This is a genomic window from Microbacterium ginsengiterrae (assembly GCF_014205075.1).
GTDB classification, from domain to species: domain Bacteria; phylum Actinomycetota; class Actinomycetes; order Actinomycetales; family Microbacteriaceae; genus Microbacterium; species Microbacterium ginsengiterrae.
This window is the reverse complement of sequence record NZ_JACHMU010000001.1, coordinates 1,178,517-1,192,550: the sequence shown is the minus strand read 5'-3', so window position 1 is coordinate 1,192,550 and position 14,034 is coordinate 1,178,517. Positions and strand designations below refer to the sequence as shown.

17 protein-coding genes and 1 riboswitch are annotated in these 14,034 nt (G+C 68.7%); of the genes, 8 read left to right on the top strand and 9 right to left on the bottom strand.

Annotated elements, in window-relative coordinates:
• Positions 1-240 precede the first annotated feature (240 nt).
• A complete protein-coding gene (gene dnaB, locus HD600_RS05955) occupies positions 241-1,617 on the top strand; it encodes a replicative DNA helicase (protein ID WP_144793764.1) in 1,377 nt (458 codons plus the stop codon).
• 34 nt (positions 1,618-1,651) lie between these two features.
• Here the strand turns inward: dnaB and HD600_RS05950 are convergent, their stop codons facing one another.
• Positions 1,652-2,134: a MarR family winged helix-turn-helix transcriptional regulator gene (locus HD600_RS05950; RefSeq protein ID WP_184282231.1), complete on the bottom strand. Its 483-nt coding sequence runs from the start codon at positions 2,132-2,134 to the stop codon at positions 1,652-1,654.
• A 95-nt stretch (positions 2,135-2,229) separates the two neighbouring features.
• Here HD600_RS05950 and HD600_RS05945 point away from each other — a divergent pair, with 95 nt between their 5' ends.
• From HD600_RS05945 to HD600_RS05935, 3 genes are read left to right on the top strand one after another with little or no spacing between them, the layout of a single operon-like run.
• Positions 2,230-3,351, top strand: a complete 1,122-nt coding sequence (locus HD600_RS05945) for an LLM class flavin-dependent oxidoreductase (protein WP_338402158.1) — start codon at positions 2,230-2,232, stop codon at positions 3,349-3,351.
• Positions 3,352-3,396: 45 nt separating this feature from the next.
• A complete protein-coding gene (locus tag HD600_RS05940) occupies positions 3,397-4,467 on the top strand; it encodes an LLM class flavin-dependent oxidoreductase (protein WP_184282229.1) in 1,071 nt (356 codons plus the stop codon).
• Positions 4,464-5,123, top strand: coding sequence for an NADPH-dependent F420 reductase (locus tag HD600_RS05935; protein ID WP_184282227.1), 660 nt, complete (start codon positions 4,464-4,466; stop codon positions 5,121-5,123). The genes HD600_RS05940 and HD600_RS05935 overlap by 4 nt, the downstream gene beginning before the upstream one ends.
• Positions 5,124-5,138: 15 nt before the next feature.
• Here the strand turns inward: HD600_RS05935 and HD600_RS05930 are convergent, their stop codons facing one another.
• Positions 5,139-5,849 (bottom strand): histidine phosphatase family protein, encoded by a 711-nt coding sequence (locus HD600_RS05930; protein ID WP_241731628.1) that lies wholly within the window; start codon positions 5,847-5,849, stop codon positions 5,139-5,141.
• Between HD600_RS05930 and HD600_RS05925 the strand changes: the two genes are divergently transcribed.
• Positions 5,842-6,432, top strand: a complete 591-nt coding sequence (locus HD600_RS05925; RefSeq protein WP_260980386.1) for a protein-L-isoaspartate O-methyltransferase family protein — start codon at positions 5,842-5,844, stop codon at positions 6,430-6,432. The two genes, HD600_RS05930 and HD600_RS05925, sit on opposite strands and share 8 nt — an antisense overlap.
• Before the next feature lie 9 nt (positions 6,433-6,441).
• Here the strand turns inward: HD600_RS05925 and HD600_RS05920 are convergent, their stop codons facing one another.
• A complete protein-coding gene (locus HD600_RS05920) occupies positions 6,442-6,669 on the bottom strand; it encodes an RNA-binding S4 domain-containing protein (RefSeq protein WP_184282225.1) in 228 nt (75 codons plus the stop codon).
• Positions 6,670-6,785: 116 nt separating this feature from the next.
• On the opposite strand from HD600_RS05920, the gene HD600_RS05915 reads away from it, so the two are divergent.
• Positions 6,786-6,965, top strand: a complete 180-nt coding sequence (locus tag HD600_RS05915) for a hypothetical protein (RefSeq protein ID WP_184282223.1) — start codon at positions 6,786-6,788, stop codon at positions 6,963-6,965.
• 59 nt (positions 6,966-7,024) lie between these two features.
• On the opposite strand, the gene HD600_RS05910 is transcribed toward HD600_RS05915, so the two are convergent.
• The 6 genes from HD600_RS05910 to HD600_RS05885 form a co-directional block, all read right to left on the bottom strand.
• The gene (locus HD600_RS05910) at positions 7,025-7,960 is read right to left on the bottom strand and encodes a J domain-containing protein (RefSeq protein WP_184284732.1); all 936 of its coding nucleotides are present in this window, start codon (positions 7,958-7,960) and stop codon (positions 7,025-7,027) included.
• Complete coding sequence (gene pnuC, locus HD600_RS05905) at positions 7,960-8,676, bottom strand: nicotinamide riboside transporter PnuC (RefSeq protein ID WP_144793729.1); 717 nt, start codon at positions 8,674-8,676, stop codon at positions 7,960-7,962. Before pnuC ends, HD600_RS05910 begins: the two co-directional genes overlap by 1 nt.
• Positions 8,677-8,685: 9 nt before the next feature.
• Positions 8,686-8,816, bottom strand: a riboswitch (FMN riboswitch).
• Positions 8,817-8,831: 15 nt separating this feature from the next.
• A complete protein-coding gene (locus HD600_RS05900) occupies positions 8,832-10,406 on the bottom strand; it encodes an HNH endonuclease signature motif containing protein (RefSeq protein WP_184282221.1) in 1,575 nt (524 codons plus the stop codon).
• Between the two features lie 118 nt (positions 10,407-10,524).
• Entirely contained in the window at positions 10,525-11,442 is a 918-nt protein-coding gene (locus HD600_RS05895) for a DUF808 family protein (protein WP_184282219.1), read from the bottom strand.
• A 102-nt stretch (positions 11,443-11,544) separates the two neighbouring features.
• The gene (locus tag HD600_RS05890; RefSeq protein WP_144793721.1) at positions 11,545-12,375 is read right to left on the bottom strand and encodes an SDR family NAD(P)-dependent oxidoreductase; all 831 of its coding nucleotides are present in this window, start codon (positions 12,373-12,375) and stop codon (positions 11,545-11,547) included.
• Between the two features lie 103 nt (positions 12,376-12,478).
• The gene (locus HD600_RS05885; protein WP_206705692.1) at positions 12,479-12,853 is read right to left on the bottom strand and encodes a cupin domain-containing protein; all 375 of its coding nucleotides are present in this window, start codon (positions 12,851-12,853) and stop codon (positions 12,479-12,481) included.
• Positions 12,854-12,996: 143 nt separating this feature from the next.
• Here HD600_RS05885 and msrB point away from each other — a divergent pair, with 143 nt between their 5' ends.
• Positions 12,997-13,464: a peptide-methionine (R)-S-oxide reductase MsrB gene (gene msrB, locus HD600_RS05880; RefSeq protein ID WP_144793718.1), complete on the top strand. Its 468-nt coding sequence runs from the start codon at positions 12,997-12,999 to the stop codon at positions 13,462-13,464.
• Positions 13,461-14,003 (top strand): peptide-methionine (S)-S-oxide reductase MsrA, encoded by a 543-nt coding sequence (gene msrA, locus HD600_RS05875; protein WP_144793715.1) that lies wholly within the window; start codon positions 13,461-13,463, stop codon positions 14,001-14,003. Before msrB ends, msrA begins: the two co-directional genes overlap by 4 nt.
• Positions 14,004-14,034 lie beyond the last annotated feature (31 nt).

The window sequence follows — 14,034 nt, the reverse complement described above, 5'->3', positions numbered from 1 at the left end:
CACAGACTTATCCACATCTGTTGTGCACAGACTCTCCGGCGTTCTCCGCATTCTCTCCACAGAGTTATCCACAGGTGCTGTTGCAGGTGGTTCCCGCCGCTCCTAGCGTGAGAGAGCGACCCGATGTCGGTGGTACCTGATTGTCTGTTCAGGACCGCAGCGCACACCGCGGTCGTCGGCCGGGGCCTCTGGATCCCCGAGCCGCACGCACCACCAGCGATCACATCCGAGGGGAGCACAGTGTCGATTGCGGACATCTCCGAGCAGCGTCTTGGTGGGGGACAGCGTCCCCCGGAGCGCACGCCTCCGCACGACCTCCTCGCCGAACAGAGTGCTCTGGGCGGCATGCTCCTGTCGAAGGATGCCGTCGCCGATGTGATCGAGACGCTCAAGGGCGCCGACTTCTACATCCCCAAGCACGAGCTCATCTTCGAGGCGATCCTGTCGCTGTACTCGCACGGCGAGCCGACCGACGTCGTCGCCGTCACCGACGAGCTCATCAAGACCGGTGAGCTCGGTCGCGCCGGTGGTGCGGACTACCTGCACACCCTGACCTCGATCGTCCCGACCGCTGCGAACGCCGGCTACTACGCGAGCATCGTCGCCGAGCGGTCGATCCTGCGCCGCCTCGTCGATGCGGGTACCCGCATCGTGCAGCTCGGCTACGACGGCCAGGGCGATGCCACCGACCTCGTGAACAACGCCCAGGCGGAGATCTACGCCGTGACCGGCACCGAGACGGCCGAGGACTACGTGCCGCTGACCGTCGCGGTCGACGCGGCTGTCGAGGAGATCGAGGCTGCGAGCGGCCGCGACGGGTCCATGACGGGCGTGCCGACCGGCTTCAAGGAGCTCGACGAGCTCACGAACGGTCTGCACGGTGGCCAGATGATCGTCGTCGCCGCCCGCCCCGCGATGGGTAAGTCGACGCTCGCGCTCGACTTCGCGCGCGCCGCGGCGATCGGCCACAACCAGCCGGCGATCTTCTTCTCCCTCGAGATGGGCAAGAGCGAGATCGCCATGCGTCTGCTCAGCGCCGAGGGTGCGATCCCGCTGCAGCACATGCGCAAGGGAACGCTCGACCCGCGCGACTGGACGACCGTCGCCGCCACCCGCGGTCGCATCAACGACGCTCCGCTGTACATCGATGACAGCCCGAACATGACCCTCGTCGAGATTCGGGCGAAGTGCCGTCGGCTCAAGCAGCGTGCGGGCCTTCGGATGGTCGTCATCGACTACCTGCAGCTGATGACCAGCGGTAAGCGCGTCGAGTCCCGTCAGCAAGAGGTCTCGGAGTTCTCCCGTGCGCTGAAGCTGCTCGCCAAGGAGCTCCAGGTCCCCGTCATCGCGCTCTCGCAGCTGAACCGTGGGTCAGAGGCCCGTCAGGACAAGAAGCCGCAGATCAGCGACCTCCGCGAGTCCGGCTCGATCGAGCAGGACGCCGACATGGTGATCCTGCTGCACCGCGACTCGGTCTACGACAAGGACGTGCGTCCCGGCGAAGCCGACCTCATCGTGGCCAAGCACCGTAACGGTCCGACCGCGACGATCAACGTGGCCTTCCAGGGGCACTACTCCCGCTTCGCCGACATGGCTCCCGGCGGCGACTTCAACTGATCGTGACCGCGCGCGCCGACCGCGAGGCTCAACGTCAGCGACGGCTTTCGTCGCCGGAGTCCAGGTGCCCACGCAGGTCGGCGGCGGCCTGACCGAGATCCGCGATCTGCTGCGGAGAGAACGCGTCCAGGAAGATCTCCTTGACCGCCTGCAGGTGGGGGAGAGTGCTGCCGCGGAAGGCGCGGGCGCCCTCATCGGTGAGGCACACCCGTGAGCCGCGTGCGTCCTCCGCGCAGGGCTCGCGCCGGATGAGACCGCGCTTCTCCATGCGGCCGAGGTGGCCGGACAGGCGACTGCGCTCCCAGCCGATCTGCGCGGCGAGCTCGGAGGATCGCAGCGCCTTCTCGTCGGCCTCGCTGAGCGCGAGCAGCACGCGATAGTCGCCACCGGAGAGCTGTGTGTCCTGGTGGAGGCGCGCTTCGATGCGTGCCCGCGCCGTCTCGAACGTCTCGAGATACTCCCGCCAGACCGCGAACTCCTCGCTCGTCGGGAGCTGTCCGCGCTTCACCTTCGCCATCGCGTCTCCTCGGTAGTTGACACGTGAACGATATCAGTGCATAATTCACACGTCAACTAAATTATTCACATATCAACTAAATACGGAGGTGCGCGGTGGCCGAATCGACCGAGAGCCCGCGTCTGCAGTTCGGATTGAACTCCTTCGGCGATGTCGCCACTGACGTCGGCAGGCCCATGGATGACGCGCAGTCGGTGCGCCTCCTCATCGAGGAGGCACAGCTGGCCGAAGCGGTCGGCCTCGACGTGTTCAGCGTGGGCGAGCACTACCGCGAGGATCAGGTCGACTCCGCGACGCCGGTCCTGCTCGCCGCCATCGCCCAGGCCACGCGCAGCATCCGGGTCGGCACATCGGTGACGGTGCTCTCGACGCAGGACCCCGTTCGCCTCTACCAGGAGTTCGCGACCGTCGATGCGATCGCCCGCGGGCGCACCGAGCTGGTGCTCGGACGGGCCTCGGCGACGGAGTCGTTCGGTCTGTTCGGGTACGACATCCGAGAGTACGAGGCCCTCTTCGAGGAGAAGCTCGACCTGTTCGTCCGGCTCATGCGGGAGGACAGGGTGACCTGGTCAGGGCGGTACCGGACGGCACTGGAGGACGTGCGCCTGCACCCGCGCATGCCCGAGGGTGGCGTTCCCGCCTGGATCGGCATCGGAGGAAGCCCCGACTCCGTCGTGCGCGCCGCCCGATACGGGATGCCGCTGATGATGGCGATCATCGGAGGAAAGCCAGAGCGGTTCGCCGGTCACGCCGAGCTCTATCTGCGCGCTCTGCGGCAGTTCGGGCACGCGGAGCAGCCGATCGCGCAGCACTCGCTGGGCCTGATCGCCGAGACGGACGAGCAGGCCGCAGAGATCCACTGGAAGTACTGGGAACCGGTCGTCACCGACCTCAGCCGGGAGCGCGGCTTCTACGCACCCACGCGAGAGCGGTACCTGCAGGAGCTCGATGAAGGCGCCCTGTTCGTCGGCGGCGTCGAGACGGTGGCCCGCAAGATCGCTCGGATGGTCCGCGTCAATCACCTGTCCCGGTTCGACCTCAAGTACGACCTGCGGCACCTGCCGCGCGAGGTGCGGGAGACCAGCATCCGCCTGTTCGGCGAGGAGGTGGCCCCCCGGGTGCGGGAGATCCTCGCGGATGACGACGCCGACTGGTCGCTGACCGGAAGACCGGTCGCGCAGATCACCGCCGACGGCGGACCAGCCCGCGCATCCTGACGCGGGCACCATGAACACGACAAGACCCTGAAGGAGTCGCAGAAGATGGACATTTCGCAGATCGAGTTCGGCATCGCCACCTTCGGGGACCTGCCCCGAGACGACCGTGGCGAGATCGTCTCGCACGCCCAGGCGATCCGGGCCACCGTCGACGAGGTGGTCCTCGCGGATCAGATCGGCATCGATGCTGTCGCCCTGGGCGAGCACCACCGAGCCGAGTACTCCATCTCCACACCGGAGACGGTGCTCGCGGGCATCGCGACGGCCACCAAGCGCATCAAGCTCGGCTCCGGGGTGACCGTCCTCTCGTCCGACGACCCCGTGCGGGTGTTCCAGCGATTCGCCACGCTCGACGCGCTCTCGAACGGACGGGCCGAGGTCATCCTCGGACGCGGATCCTTCACCGAGTCGTTCCCCCTGTTCGGGTACGACCTGGCGGACTACGAGGTGCTGTTCGACGAGAAGATCGAACTGTTCCACCGGCTGCTCGACGAGAAGCCGGTGACCTGGGAGGGGACGACGCGGCCGGCCCTGCAGAATGCCGACGTGTTCCCGAAGACCGATTCGGGGCGGCTGACCACCTGGGTGGGCGTCGGCGGGTCGCCGCAGTCCGTCCTGCGCACCGCACACTACGGATTCGGTCTGATCCTCGGGATCATCGGCGGCGCCCCCGCCCGGTTCGCGCCCTACGTGGACCTCTACCGGCGTGCGCACGATCAGCTCGGCACCACCCCGAAGCCCGTTGGCATGCATTCCCCCGGCTTCATCGCCGAGACCGACGAGGAGGCTCGGGGAGTGTTCTACCCCGGCTACCAGGTGATCCGGAACCGGATCGGCGCACAGCGCGGCTGGCCGCCGCTTCGGCGCGAGGAGTTCCTCTCGGACATCGAGCACGGGTCGCTCTACGTGGGATCGGTGGAGACCGTCGCCGCGAAGATCGCCGCCGCGATCCGTACCCTCGACGTGGGTCGCTTCGACCTCACCTACGCCGCGGGTGGCGCGATGTCGGCGTCGGCGCGGATGCGCTCGGTCGAACTGTACGGCACGAAGGTCATCCCTCGGGTTCGGGAGCTGCTCGCTGAGCGCCCAGTGACCATGTCGGGGGTGGCGCGATGACCGCCGTGGCCACGGTCGGCATCCTCGGCGCGGGAAAGGTCGGCACGGCATTGGCCAGGCTGGCCGTCGGCGCCGGGTACCGCGTCGTCATCTCCGGCTCCGGCGATCCTGTGCGCATCGCGTTGACGACCGAGGTCCTCACTCCGGGGGCGACCCCGGCCTGGCCCGAAGACGTGGTGACGCAGGCCGACATCGTGATCCTCGCGCTGCCTCTGGGCAAGCACCGCAACCTCCCGGCCGAGCTCCTGCGCGGCAGGCTCGTCGTCGACGCGATGAACCACTGGTGGGAGGTCGACGGCCCCCGCCGCGATCTCATGCCCGATGATGTCTCGTCGAGCGTGTGGGTGCAGCGGTTCCTCTCCGGCTCCCGCCTGGTCAAGGCCCTCAACCACATGGGCTATCACGACCTCGAGGAAGAAGCCCGTCCGGCCGGCGAGGCCGGTCGCAAGGCGATCGCGATCGCGGGTGATGATGCCGACGACGTCGACGTCGTGGCGGATCTCGTCGACGCGCTCGGCTTCGACCCCGTCGTGATCGGCGATCTCGAGGAGGGTCGGCGACTCGAACCCGGTCAGGCCGCGTTCGGTGCCGACGTCGAAGCCGAACAGCTGCGCGACCTCGTCGGTGTGCCGGATGCCGTGGACGTCACGGGCTGACGGTCGGCGCGGCACTCACGACTGCGGCGGTTCCATCGGCAGGTGCGGGCCGTGGTTCCAGGCGAGGATCGCGGGCTGCTCTCGGTCGTAGCCGAGCACGGAGACCGATCCGGCCCCGAACGTGATGGATGCTCCGAACCGCGGCGCCTGCCGCAGGAACACCGCGGCGAGGATGCGCAGGTAGTGACCGTGCGCGACGATGGCGACGTCGCCGTCGACCATCGCGGGGAGGACGCGGGTGAGGACGCGCGACGCGCGCGCGGCGACCTCTTCGACGGTCTCGCCCGGGGTCTCGCCGGCGATGACCCCGTGGGTGAACGCCGACCAGTTGTACCCGAGCTCCGCGCGGATCACCTTGGTGGTCCTGCCCTCGTAGCCGCCGTAGTCCCACTCGATGAGCCGGGGATCGACCTCCGCCTGCAGGCCGGCGAGTTCGGCGGTGCGCCTGGCGCGCTGCAGCGGAGAGGTGAGCACGAGGCGGAAGTCGTACTCCCGCACCAGCTCGCCGGCGGCGCGGGCGAGCTCCTCGCCGCGCGGGGTCAGCGGTACATCGGTGCGGCCGGTGTGCCGGCCGGTGCGCGACCACTCCGTCTCACCGTGCCTGAGCAGCACGAGTTTCCCCTGCGGGTTGTCCGGAGCAGGGCGGTCGGGCAGCGCGTCGACGGCATCCACATGCCCACCGTAGCGACCGGGCGCCTCGTCCGGCATCATCTGTTCCGTGGGCATCAGGGCGACTGACCAGACGCGGGCGCGCGTGCGCGCGGCCTTCGACGCGACGCCGCGCGCCGACTTTCTCCCGGATGCGGTCCGCCACCTCGCGGACGGGGATCGCCCGATCGGGATCGGGTGGGATGCGACGAACTCGCAGCCGTCGACGGTGGCTCGGATGCTCGAGCTGCTCGACGTGCGGAGCGGCCACCGCGTGTTGGACGTCGGGAGCGGGTCCGGATGGACGACCGCGCTGCTCGCACATCTCGCCGGCGCCGCGGGGGAGGTGATCGGCGTCGAACGCGTCCCCGAGCTCGTGTCCTTCGCCCGCGCCCGGCTGCGGGCGGCAGGAGTGCACGCGCGAATCGAGTATGCGGTCGCCGGGGTGCTCGGGCTCCCGGCGCATGCACCGTTCGATCGGATCCTCGTGTCGGCAGACTTCGGTCGAATGCCAGAGACGATCGCGGCTCAGCTCGCCGACGGAGGACGCATGGTGGCTCCGGTCGCGGGGATCATGACCGTCGTCGACATGCACGTCGGGACTCTGCACCGACGAGAGGATGACGGTCGCTACAGCTTCGTGCCTCTTCGAGAGGACTGACGCGGCTTCTCAGGGGCGCACGCGCACCGTGCGACCGTCGACCGTGACGAGGTCGCCGTCGCGGAGTTGGCGGCCACGACGCCGCTCGATATCGCCGTTGACCTGGACATAACCGTCGATGATCATCTCCTTGGCGTCACCGCCGGAGTCGAGCAGACCCGCGTACTTCAGGAACTGTCCGAGTCGGATGACCTCTCCGCCGATGGGGACGTCGTCGACCTGATCGGAGTGCGTCATGCCTGAAATGCTAACCGACCGTCCCATGCGCGCCGTGCAGCATCGCCCGCCTTGCAGCTGCGCCTGATCCACGCAAGAGGCTCCGCGCCACGGGAGGCGCTCCCTAAGCTGGGGTCATGACCAAGAACTCCCTCTGGACCATCCTCGGCGTCATCCTCGCGGTCGTCATCGCGTGGTGGCTGGTCAGCGTGCTCTTCTCCGTGCTCTGGTTCATCGCGAAGCTGGCGATCGTCCTGGTCGTCGCCATCGTGGTGTTCTTCATGCTCAGAGGGCTGTTCCGCTCCGGCGACAGGTGATGCGCGCCGCGTGGTGATGCGCGCCGCATGACGTGATGCGCGCCGCGTGAGGCGGGGCCTCAGACGAAGCGGACGGTCTGCTGCAGCCGCGTGCGCACGTCGAACAGCTCGTTCCCGCCGATGTCGCGCGCACCGGGCACGCCCTGCCGCAGCACCATGCTCAGCGCGCTGCGACGCACGACGACGACGGGGACTCCCCGGACCTTGCCGAGCGGTGTCACGGCCTGATCGAGGTCATCATCAGGCAGCACGATGATCGCACCGCCGAACCGGACCTTCGCGGCGCGCGCGATCGCCCGCATGCGGGCGAGCAGGGTCGCCACCGGGGCGAGTCCGTCGACGTTCCTGCCGATGATCTCCCCGCGGCGGAAGCGCGCGAGCTCGGCGAAGTCCTCGGACATCACGCCGTACAGACCGGACGGGCTGAGGATGACGTGGTCGAGCTTCTCGCCGGCGCCGGGACCGGCCGCGACGTCGTGCCACACCGTGAACCCCATCCCGAGGTCGGAGACGGTCGCCGCGGTGGCCTCTTCGGCGAGGGCGTCGGCGAGGAGGCGCCGGATCTCGAGGGGCGCCGAGCGCACGAGCGCAGGATCGTAGGGGTCGGGGACCTCGACACCGTGACCGGCCCATTCCCGCATCAGGGTGAGGAAGCGTTCGCGCCGCCATCCTCCCGGATGCCCGTACGCGCGCGCCTTGGGCCGGCTGTCCGCGCGCGCGGTCGGTGCGCGCCAGACGCTCCAGTCCTGCTCGGACGTCTCGGTGCTCGACGCCGTCGCGAATCCGTGGCCGCGGTCGTACGCGACGCGCGCCTCCGCTGTGCCGATGAGCTCCCATGCCCGCTGCACCTGGATGAACGCACCGGCGTCGCCCCCGGCATCCGGGTGGGTCTGCCGCAACCGCAACCGGAACGCCCGCTTGATCTCCTCCGCGGTCGCGTCGGGGTCGACGCCGAGCACGTCGTAGGCGGAGGCGGAGAGCGGGCTGTCGAACATCACTCCCTATTCTCGTCGCCCCCGCCTATGCGCGGGTCGGGCATGACGGTCTCGATCTGAGGTTTGGCGCCCGCCTGGGCCCGCCACCACACGACGAAGCCCACCGCGGTGAAGACGCCGTAGAACACGTACATGAAACCGGTGGCGTAATACCCGGCGCTGAACAGCAGCGGCACGCCGACGACGTCGACGGCGATCCAGATGAGCCAGAACTCCGTCCAGCCCTTCGCCATCCCGTACGTGGCCAGCAGCGATCCGACGAACGTCCATGCATCAGCCCAGACCGGTTCGTACGAGCCGAGCAGACGGAAGAGCGGAGTGAGGGCGACGGTTCCGACGATGAGGACGAGGACGAGTCCGATTCGCGCGCGACCCGAGGCCCAGCGCGGCGTCACTCTGCCCGCGCCGGAGACAGCCTGGCGCCAGCGGATCCAACCGTAGATCGCCACCGCGATGAACATCACCTGACGCCCGGCCTGACCGAGCAGGTTCGGCAACGAGTGCTCAGGGCTGAGGATCGAGCCGAGGAAGACCGTGAGCAGGAGCAGGTTGCCGACGATCCCCACCGGCCACGCCCACACCCTGCGGCGCATGCCTCCGAGCGCGCTGGCAAGACCGAAGACGTTCCCGACCACCTCGCGGACGAGCAGCGACTGCCCGCCAGGCAGCACCCACTGCGAATTGAAGGCGTCGACGATCCATCGCAGGACGTCCATGATCTCCCCCTGTGTGCTTCTCCCATCCAGACTCTGACTGTCGGTACCGGAATTCCACCGGTTCAATCGCAGACCGGAAAGCCTGCGAGTCGCGGACTGTCACCGCCGGTTCGGACTTTCACCGATCCCGGAGCACATGTGTGTTCGGGGGAACTCTACCCGCTGAGCGCGGCGCCGATCACCGCATCGATCGCGGTGTCGACGGCGCGGTAGTCATGATGAGGTGCTCGCCACAGGCCGTACGGGTCCCACCAGTGCGGTCCGCGGATCTGCGGCGTCCCGTCGCGCATGCGGATCTGCCACGCACCGGTGTCGAGCGTGCGATGGTGATGCCAGCAAAGAGGTACACCGTTGCTCGTATGGGTCGGTCCGCCGAGCGCGTGGTCGTGCACGTGGTGGATCTCGCACCATTCGGCGCGGATCTCACACCCCGGGATCACGCATTTCTTGTCGCGGAGGATGATGGCGCGACGCTGATGGGCGTTGAAGATGCGCCCCGTCGTACCGATGGCGACGATCGCTCCGTCTTCGTCGAACAGCACCCGCTGGACGAGGCCTGCGCAGGCGGCGTGGTCGGCCACGCCGAGAGGGACGTCGTACCCCGGTCCGTCGATCGTGGCTCGCCCCGCGCGGCCAACGAAATCGTCTGCGCGGACCGAGACGACGAGGGTGGGAGCCGCGCCGCCGAGCGCGGGCAGGTCGCCGGAGGCCGCGGCGATCGTCAGCACCGTCGCCAGGGCATCGTGTCGCCGCTGCGCGTGATTGCGCAGGTCAGCTGTCTCCGCCGGAGGAGCCTCTGCGCGGTGCGACGGGATCCCGTCGGCGCGCGCCTCACCGTCGGCGTCCTTGCCCGCCTCGACGCCGTCGTAGATGCCGGGCTCGGACGGGCGGAAGTGCACGAGACCGCCGGGCCCGCTCTCCTTGTCGACCCGTGGGTTGGTCAGGCTGTCGATGAGCTTCTGGAGCTGGGCGGCCACCTCGGGCAACAACTCGCCACGCACGGGGACCGTCCCCGCTCGCAGCGCACCGATCGTGAGATGGCGGCGGCGGAGGCCGGCGCGGTCGTCGGGTTCTGCGCCGTCGGGGTCGATCCGGGCGAGGATGTGTGCCGTCACCCCTGACAGCTCGTCCGTGGTCGGCGCCGGGCCCGGTCGAGCATCGGACGCGTCGAGGTCGGGGTGGTTGGCGATGTCGGTGTCTGCGATGGTGTCGTCGAGCTCGAGACCGCGCGCGAACCGTGCCAGCAGCGCGTCGGCGGCGAGGCGGTCGGCGGCACCGATCCTCACCGACTTCTGCAACGGCACGGCGCAGGCGAGGAATCCTTCCACCGACAACTCGCCGTCCTCCAGCGCGCCCGCCAGCGCGGGGAATGCGCTCGGCAGCAGGCCTCCTGAGGTGACGTCGAGCTCCTGCCGGATCGCCGCGCCGGCGGTCGCGTATCGGCGCGCCGTATGCCCGTCGACCCGGAGCGCTCGCCGCAGCAGGTCGACGGCATCCCGGCATCCGGCCCGCGATGAGAACCGGGCCGCGCGCTCGAGGGGGCGATCCCGCTCGGCGACGCGGCCGGCAGCCGCGGAGACGGCGCCGTCGAGGCGTCGGCGGATACGACCGAGGACCTGCACCGCCGCGAGCAGATCGGCATCGGCCTCGCCCCGCGCATCGTCGCTCGCGCCGAGCACGTCGGCGAGACGCCGATCGATACTCTCGAGCTGCTCTGCGAGTGATGTCATGACACCATCCAACAGGGGGCCACAGACATTCAAATCCCAGGTCAGCGGTGATTCAGGAACGGTGGGGAAGTGGGCAACGAGCTCCGCCTGTGGAGAAGAAGTCCCGCACCAGCATCCTTCAGTGGCGCGCGCCGACCGGGGACTCGCCGCCCTCGCTGAACGTCGGGTTCTTGCCGAGCAGGCGCGCGATGAGCAGCACGACCCCCACGACGATGAGACCCGCTGCAAGCCCGGCGATCGCGGCGACGATCGTCTCGCCGACCCAGGCGATCACCCCACCCAGCGGAGCCAGGAGGTCGTGGGTGCCGTGCAGCATGTCACTGAAGAAGTGCAGCCCGACCTCACCGAGGTTCCCGAGCAGCAGATGTCCGCCGACCCAGAGCATCGCGACCGTCCCGACGACGCTGATCACCCGGAACACCGCAGGCATGGACCGGACGATGCGCGCGCCGGTGTGCCGCACACGGCGCGAGTCGTTCTTGGCCATCTTCAGGCCGATGTCGTCGATCTTCACGAGGAGGGCGACGGCGCCGTACACGACGAACGTCATCAGCAGGGCGATCACGGCGAGGACGCCGAGCGTCATCCAGATGCTGAGACTGGCGTCGAGGTTCGACAGCGAGATGAGCATGATCTCGGTCGAGAGGATCAGGTCCGTGCGGATCGCGCCGAACACGAGCTTGTTCTCGTTGCGCGCGCCCTCGTCGGCATGCTCGTGATGGAACCCGAACCACTCGAGCACCTTCTCCGCACCCTCGAAGCACAGGTACGTCCCGCCGATGATGAGCAGGAACGGCAGCACCCACGGCGCGAAGGCGGTGAGCACCAGCGCGATCGGGATGATGATGATGAACTTGTTCACCAGCGACCCGAGCGTGATCTTCAGCACCACGGGGAGCTCGCGCGCCGGTGTGATGCCCTGAACGTACTGCGGCGTGACGGCCGCGTCGTCGATCACGACTCCGGCGGACTTCGCCGACGCCTTCAGCGCCGCGCTGAGGATGTCGTCGACGACAGCGAGCAGACCGACCGACATGCATCCCCCTGTGAGGTGTTCACGAGCTTCAGGAGAGCAAGACTACTGCCCGGATGCCGCCGTTCCGCTCACCCCGTCCCGCGCAGTGCGACCGCGCGCCGTTCACCCTCGCCCCGTGAACTCGTCCATCGACGAGTACACCCGGAACACGCGATCGGCGACGAAGTCCCACACGGCGGTGGGAAGGATGCCGCGCAGGGCCATCGAGAGCTTCACCGTCCAGGGGCGCAGCACCATGGGTGTTCCGCGCAGCATCCCGTTCCACGCGGCCGCCGTCGCGGTGCGCGGAGTCATGATCGGCGTGAGCAGCGGTCCGCGTGCACCCTCGAACATCCCGGTGGACACGTAGCTCGGGCAGAACGTCGTCACGCCGATGTGCCGGTGTCCGTGCGCGGCCAGTTCCAGACGGACCGATTCTCCCCAGCCGATCATCGCCCACTTGGATGCCGCGTACACGCTCATGTTCGGATTGGCCAGGGTGCCGGCGGCCGAGGCGATGTTCAGCACACGCTTGGGGCGGGACGTGTCCGCGATCATGTCCGGCAGGACCTCGCGGGTCAGCCACATGGCTGCGAGCGTGTTGATGCGCATCGTCGCCTCGATGTCGCGCTCGGGGTCGTGCTCCCAGAACGGGGCGCCGCGGACGATGCCGGCGTTGTTGATCACGACGTCCGGTGCGCCGAGATCCTCGCGCACCTCCGCCAGGCCGGCGACGATCTGCTCGCGCCGCGACACGTCGACGCGGTAGCCGCGCACATCGACCCCCGAGCGGGAGAGGTCGGCGGCGAGGGCGGTCACGGCATCCTCGTCGATGTCCCACAGTGCGACCGCACGCGCACCGGCGGCGACCGACCGGCGGGCGTACAGCTCACCCATGCCGCGCGCGGCACCGGTGATGAGGACGAGGGCATCGGCGACGGGATTCTGCTGCATGATCACACGGTATGTCATCCCACCGACCGTGCTGCGCGCCGGCCGGTATGGATGCCGTCGGTTCTCAGCCGCCGGAACCGACACGATCCATACCGGTGCCGGCTCACTCGCCCCTGCGACGGATGCCGAGGCCGGGCTTGCGCTGATGCACGGAGAAGTAGCGCAGGCCATCCGCCCCGGCGACGAACCGCCGACGCGACCTCGCCGGCAACCAGACGATCTCCCCAGGGGCGAGCGCCACGGGCTCCGCCGCCGTCTCCAATACCCCTGACCCCGCGAGCACCACGATGAGGACGTCGAGCTCCGGTCCGTCGTGCGCACGGATCTCGTCGCCGGGCGGGAGCACGATGATGTTCGCATCGAGGCCCCGCTCGGCCGGGTCGAGCGTCCACACCGAACCGGGCGCGCCCGTCGCACGGAGGGCATCACCCACGTGGCGCGGTACTTGCGGATCGGTCGGTGTCGTCCCGGCATCCATCGTCGTCCTCCTCCATGACTGCATCCAGCCTCGCACCCGCGGCAAACTCACAGCACGCTCATAGTCCCATCGGGACCAAATCGGCTCTGTTCGCGGTTCTCTACAGTGACGCCGCAGCCAGCGGCGATCAGAGAGGACCGATCGTGTCACAGGAATACCGCAAGACGCCGGAGTCGCTGAGCCGGCTCACCGAGGCGCAGTACCGCGTCACCCAGGAGGACGGGACCGAGCCCGCGTTCCGCAACCGCTACTGGGACAACCACGAACCGGGGATCTACGTGGACGTGGTCTCCGGGCAGCCGCTGTTCTCCTCCACCGACAAGTTCGACAGCGGAACAGGATGGCCGAGCTTCACGAAGCCCATCGACGTGGACGCCGTCTCGACCAAGACAGACAGGAAGCTCTGGATGCCGCGCACCGAGGTCCGCTCGACCGGCGCCGACAGCCACCTCGGACATCTCTTCCCCGACGGGCCGGAGGAGGCGGGAGGCATGCGCTACTGCATGAACTCCGCCGCGCTCCGATTCGTCCCCGCAGACCGCCTCGTCGAAGAGGGGTACGGTCAGTACCGCAGCCTCTTCGACGCCACCACCAAGGAGAACGCATCATGACCGACAACGGATCCATCACCCGCACCCCCGGCACGGAGACGGCCGTCCTCGCAGGCGGATGCTTCTGGGGCATGGAAGACCTGATCCGCCGGCAGCCCGGCGTGATCGACACGCGCGTCGGATACACCGGCGGTGAGAACGACCACGCGACCTACCGCAACCACCCCGGTCACGCCGAGGCCGTGGAGATCGTGTTCGACCCGACTCAGACGACGTACCGCGACATCCTCGCGTTCTTCTTCCAGATCCACGACCCGTCGACCCTCAACCGTCAGGGCAACGACATCGGAACGAGCTACCGCTCGGCGATCTTCCCGCTCACGCCGGAGCAGGAGAAGGTCGCCCGCGACACGATCGCTGACGTCGACGCCTCCGGGCTGTGGCCGGCACCGGCCGTGACCACGATCGAGCCGGTCGGCCCGTTCTGGGAGGCGGAGCCGGAGCATCAGGACTACCTGATCAAGTACCCGAACGGCTACACCTGCCACTTCCCGCGCGCAGGATGGGTGCTGCCCAAGCGCGACGCCGTGGCGAGCTAGTCGCGCTCAATCTTTGAGACACCACCTGCGC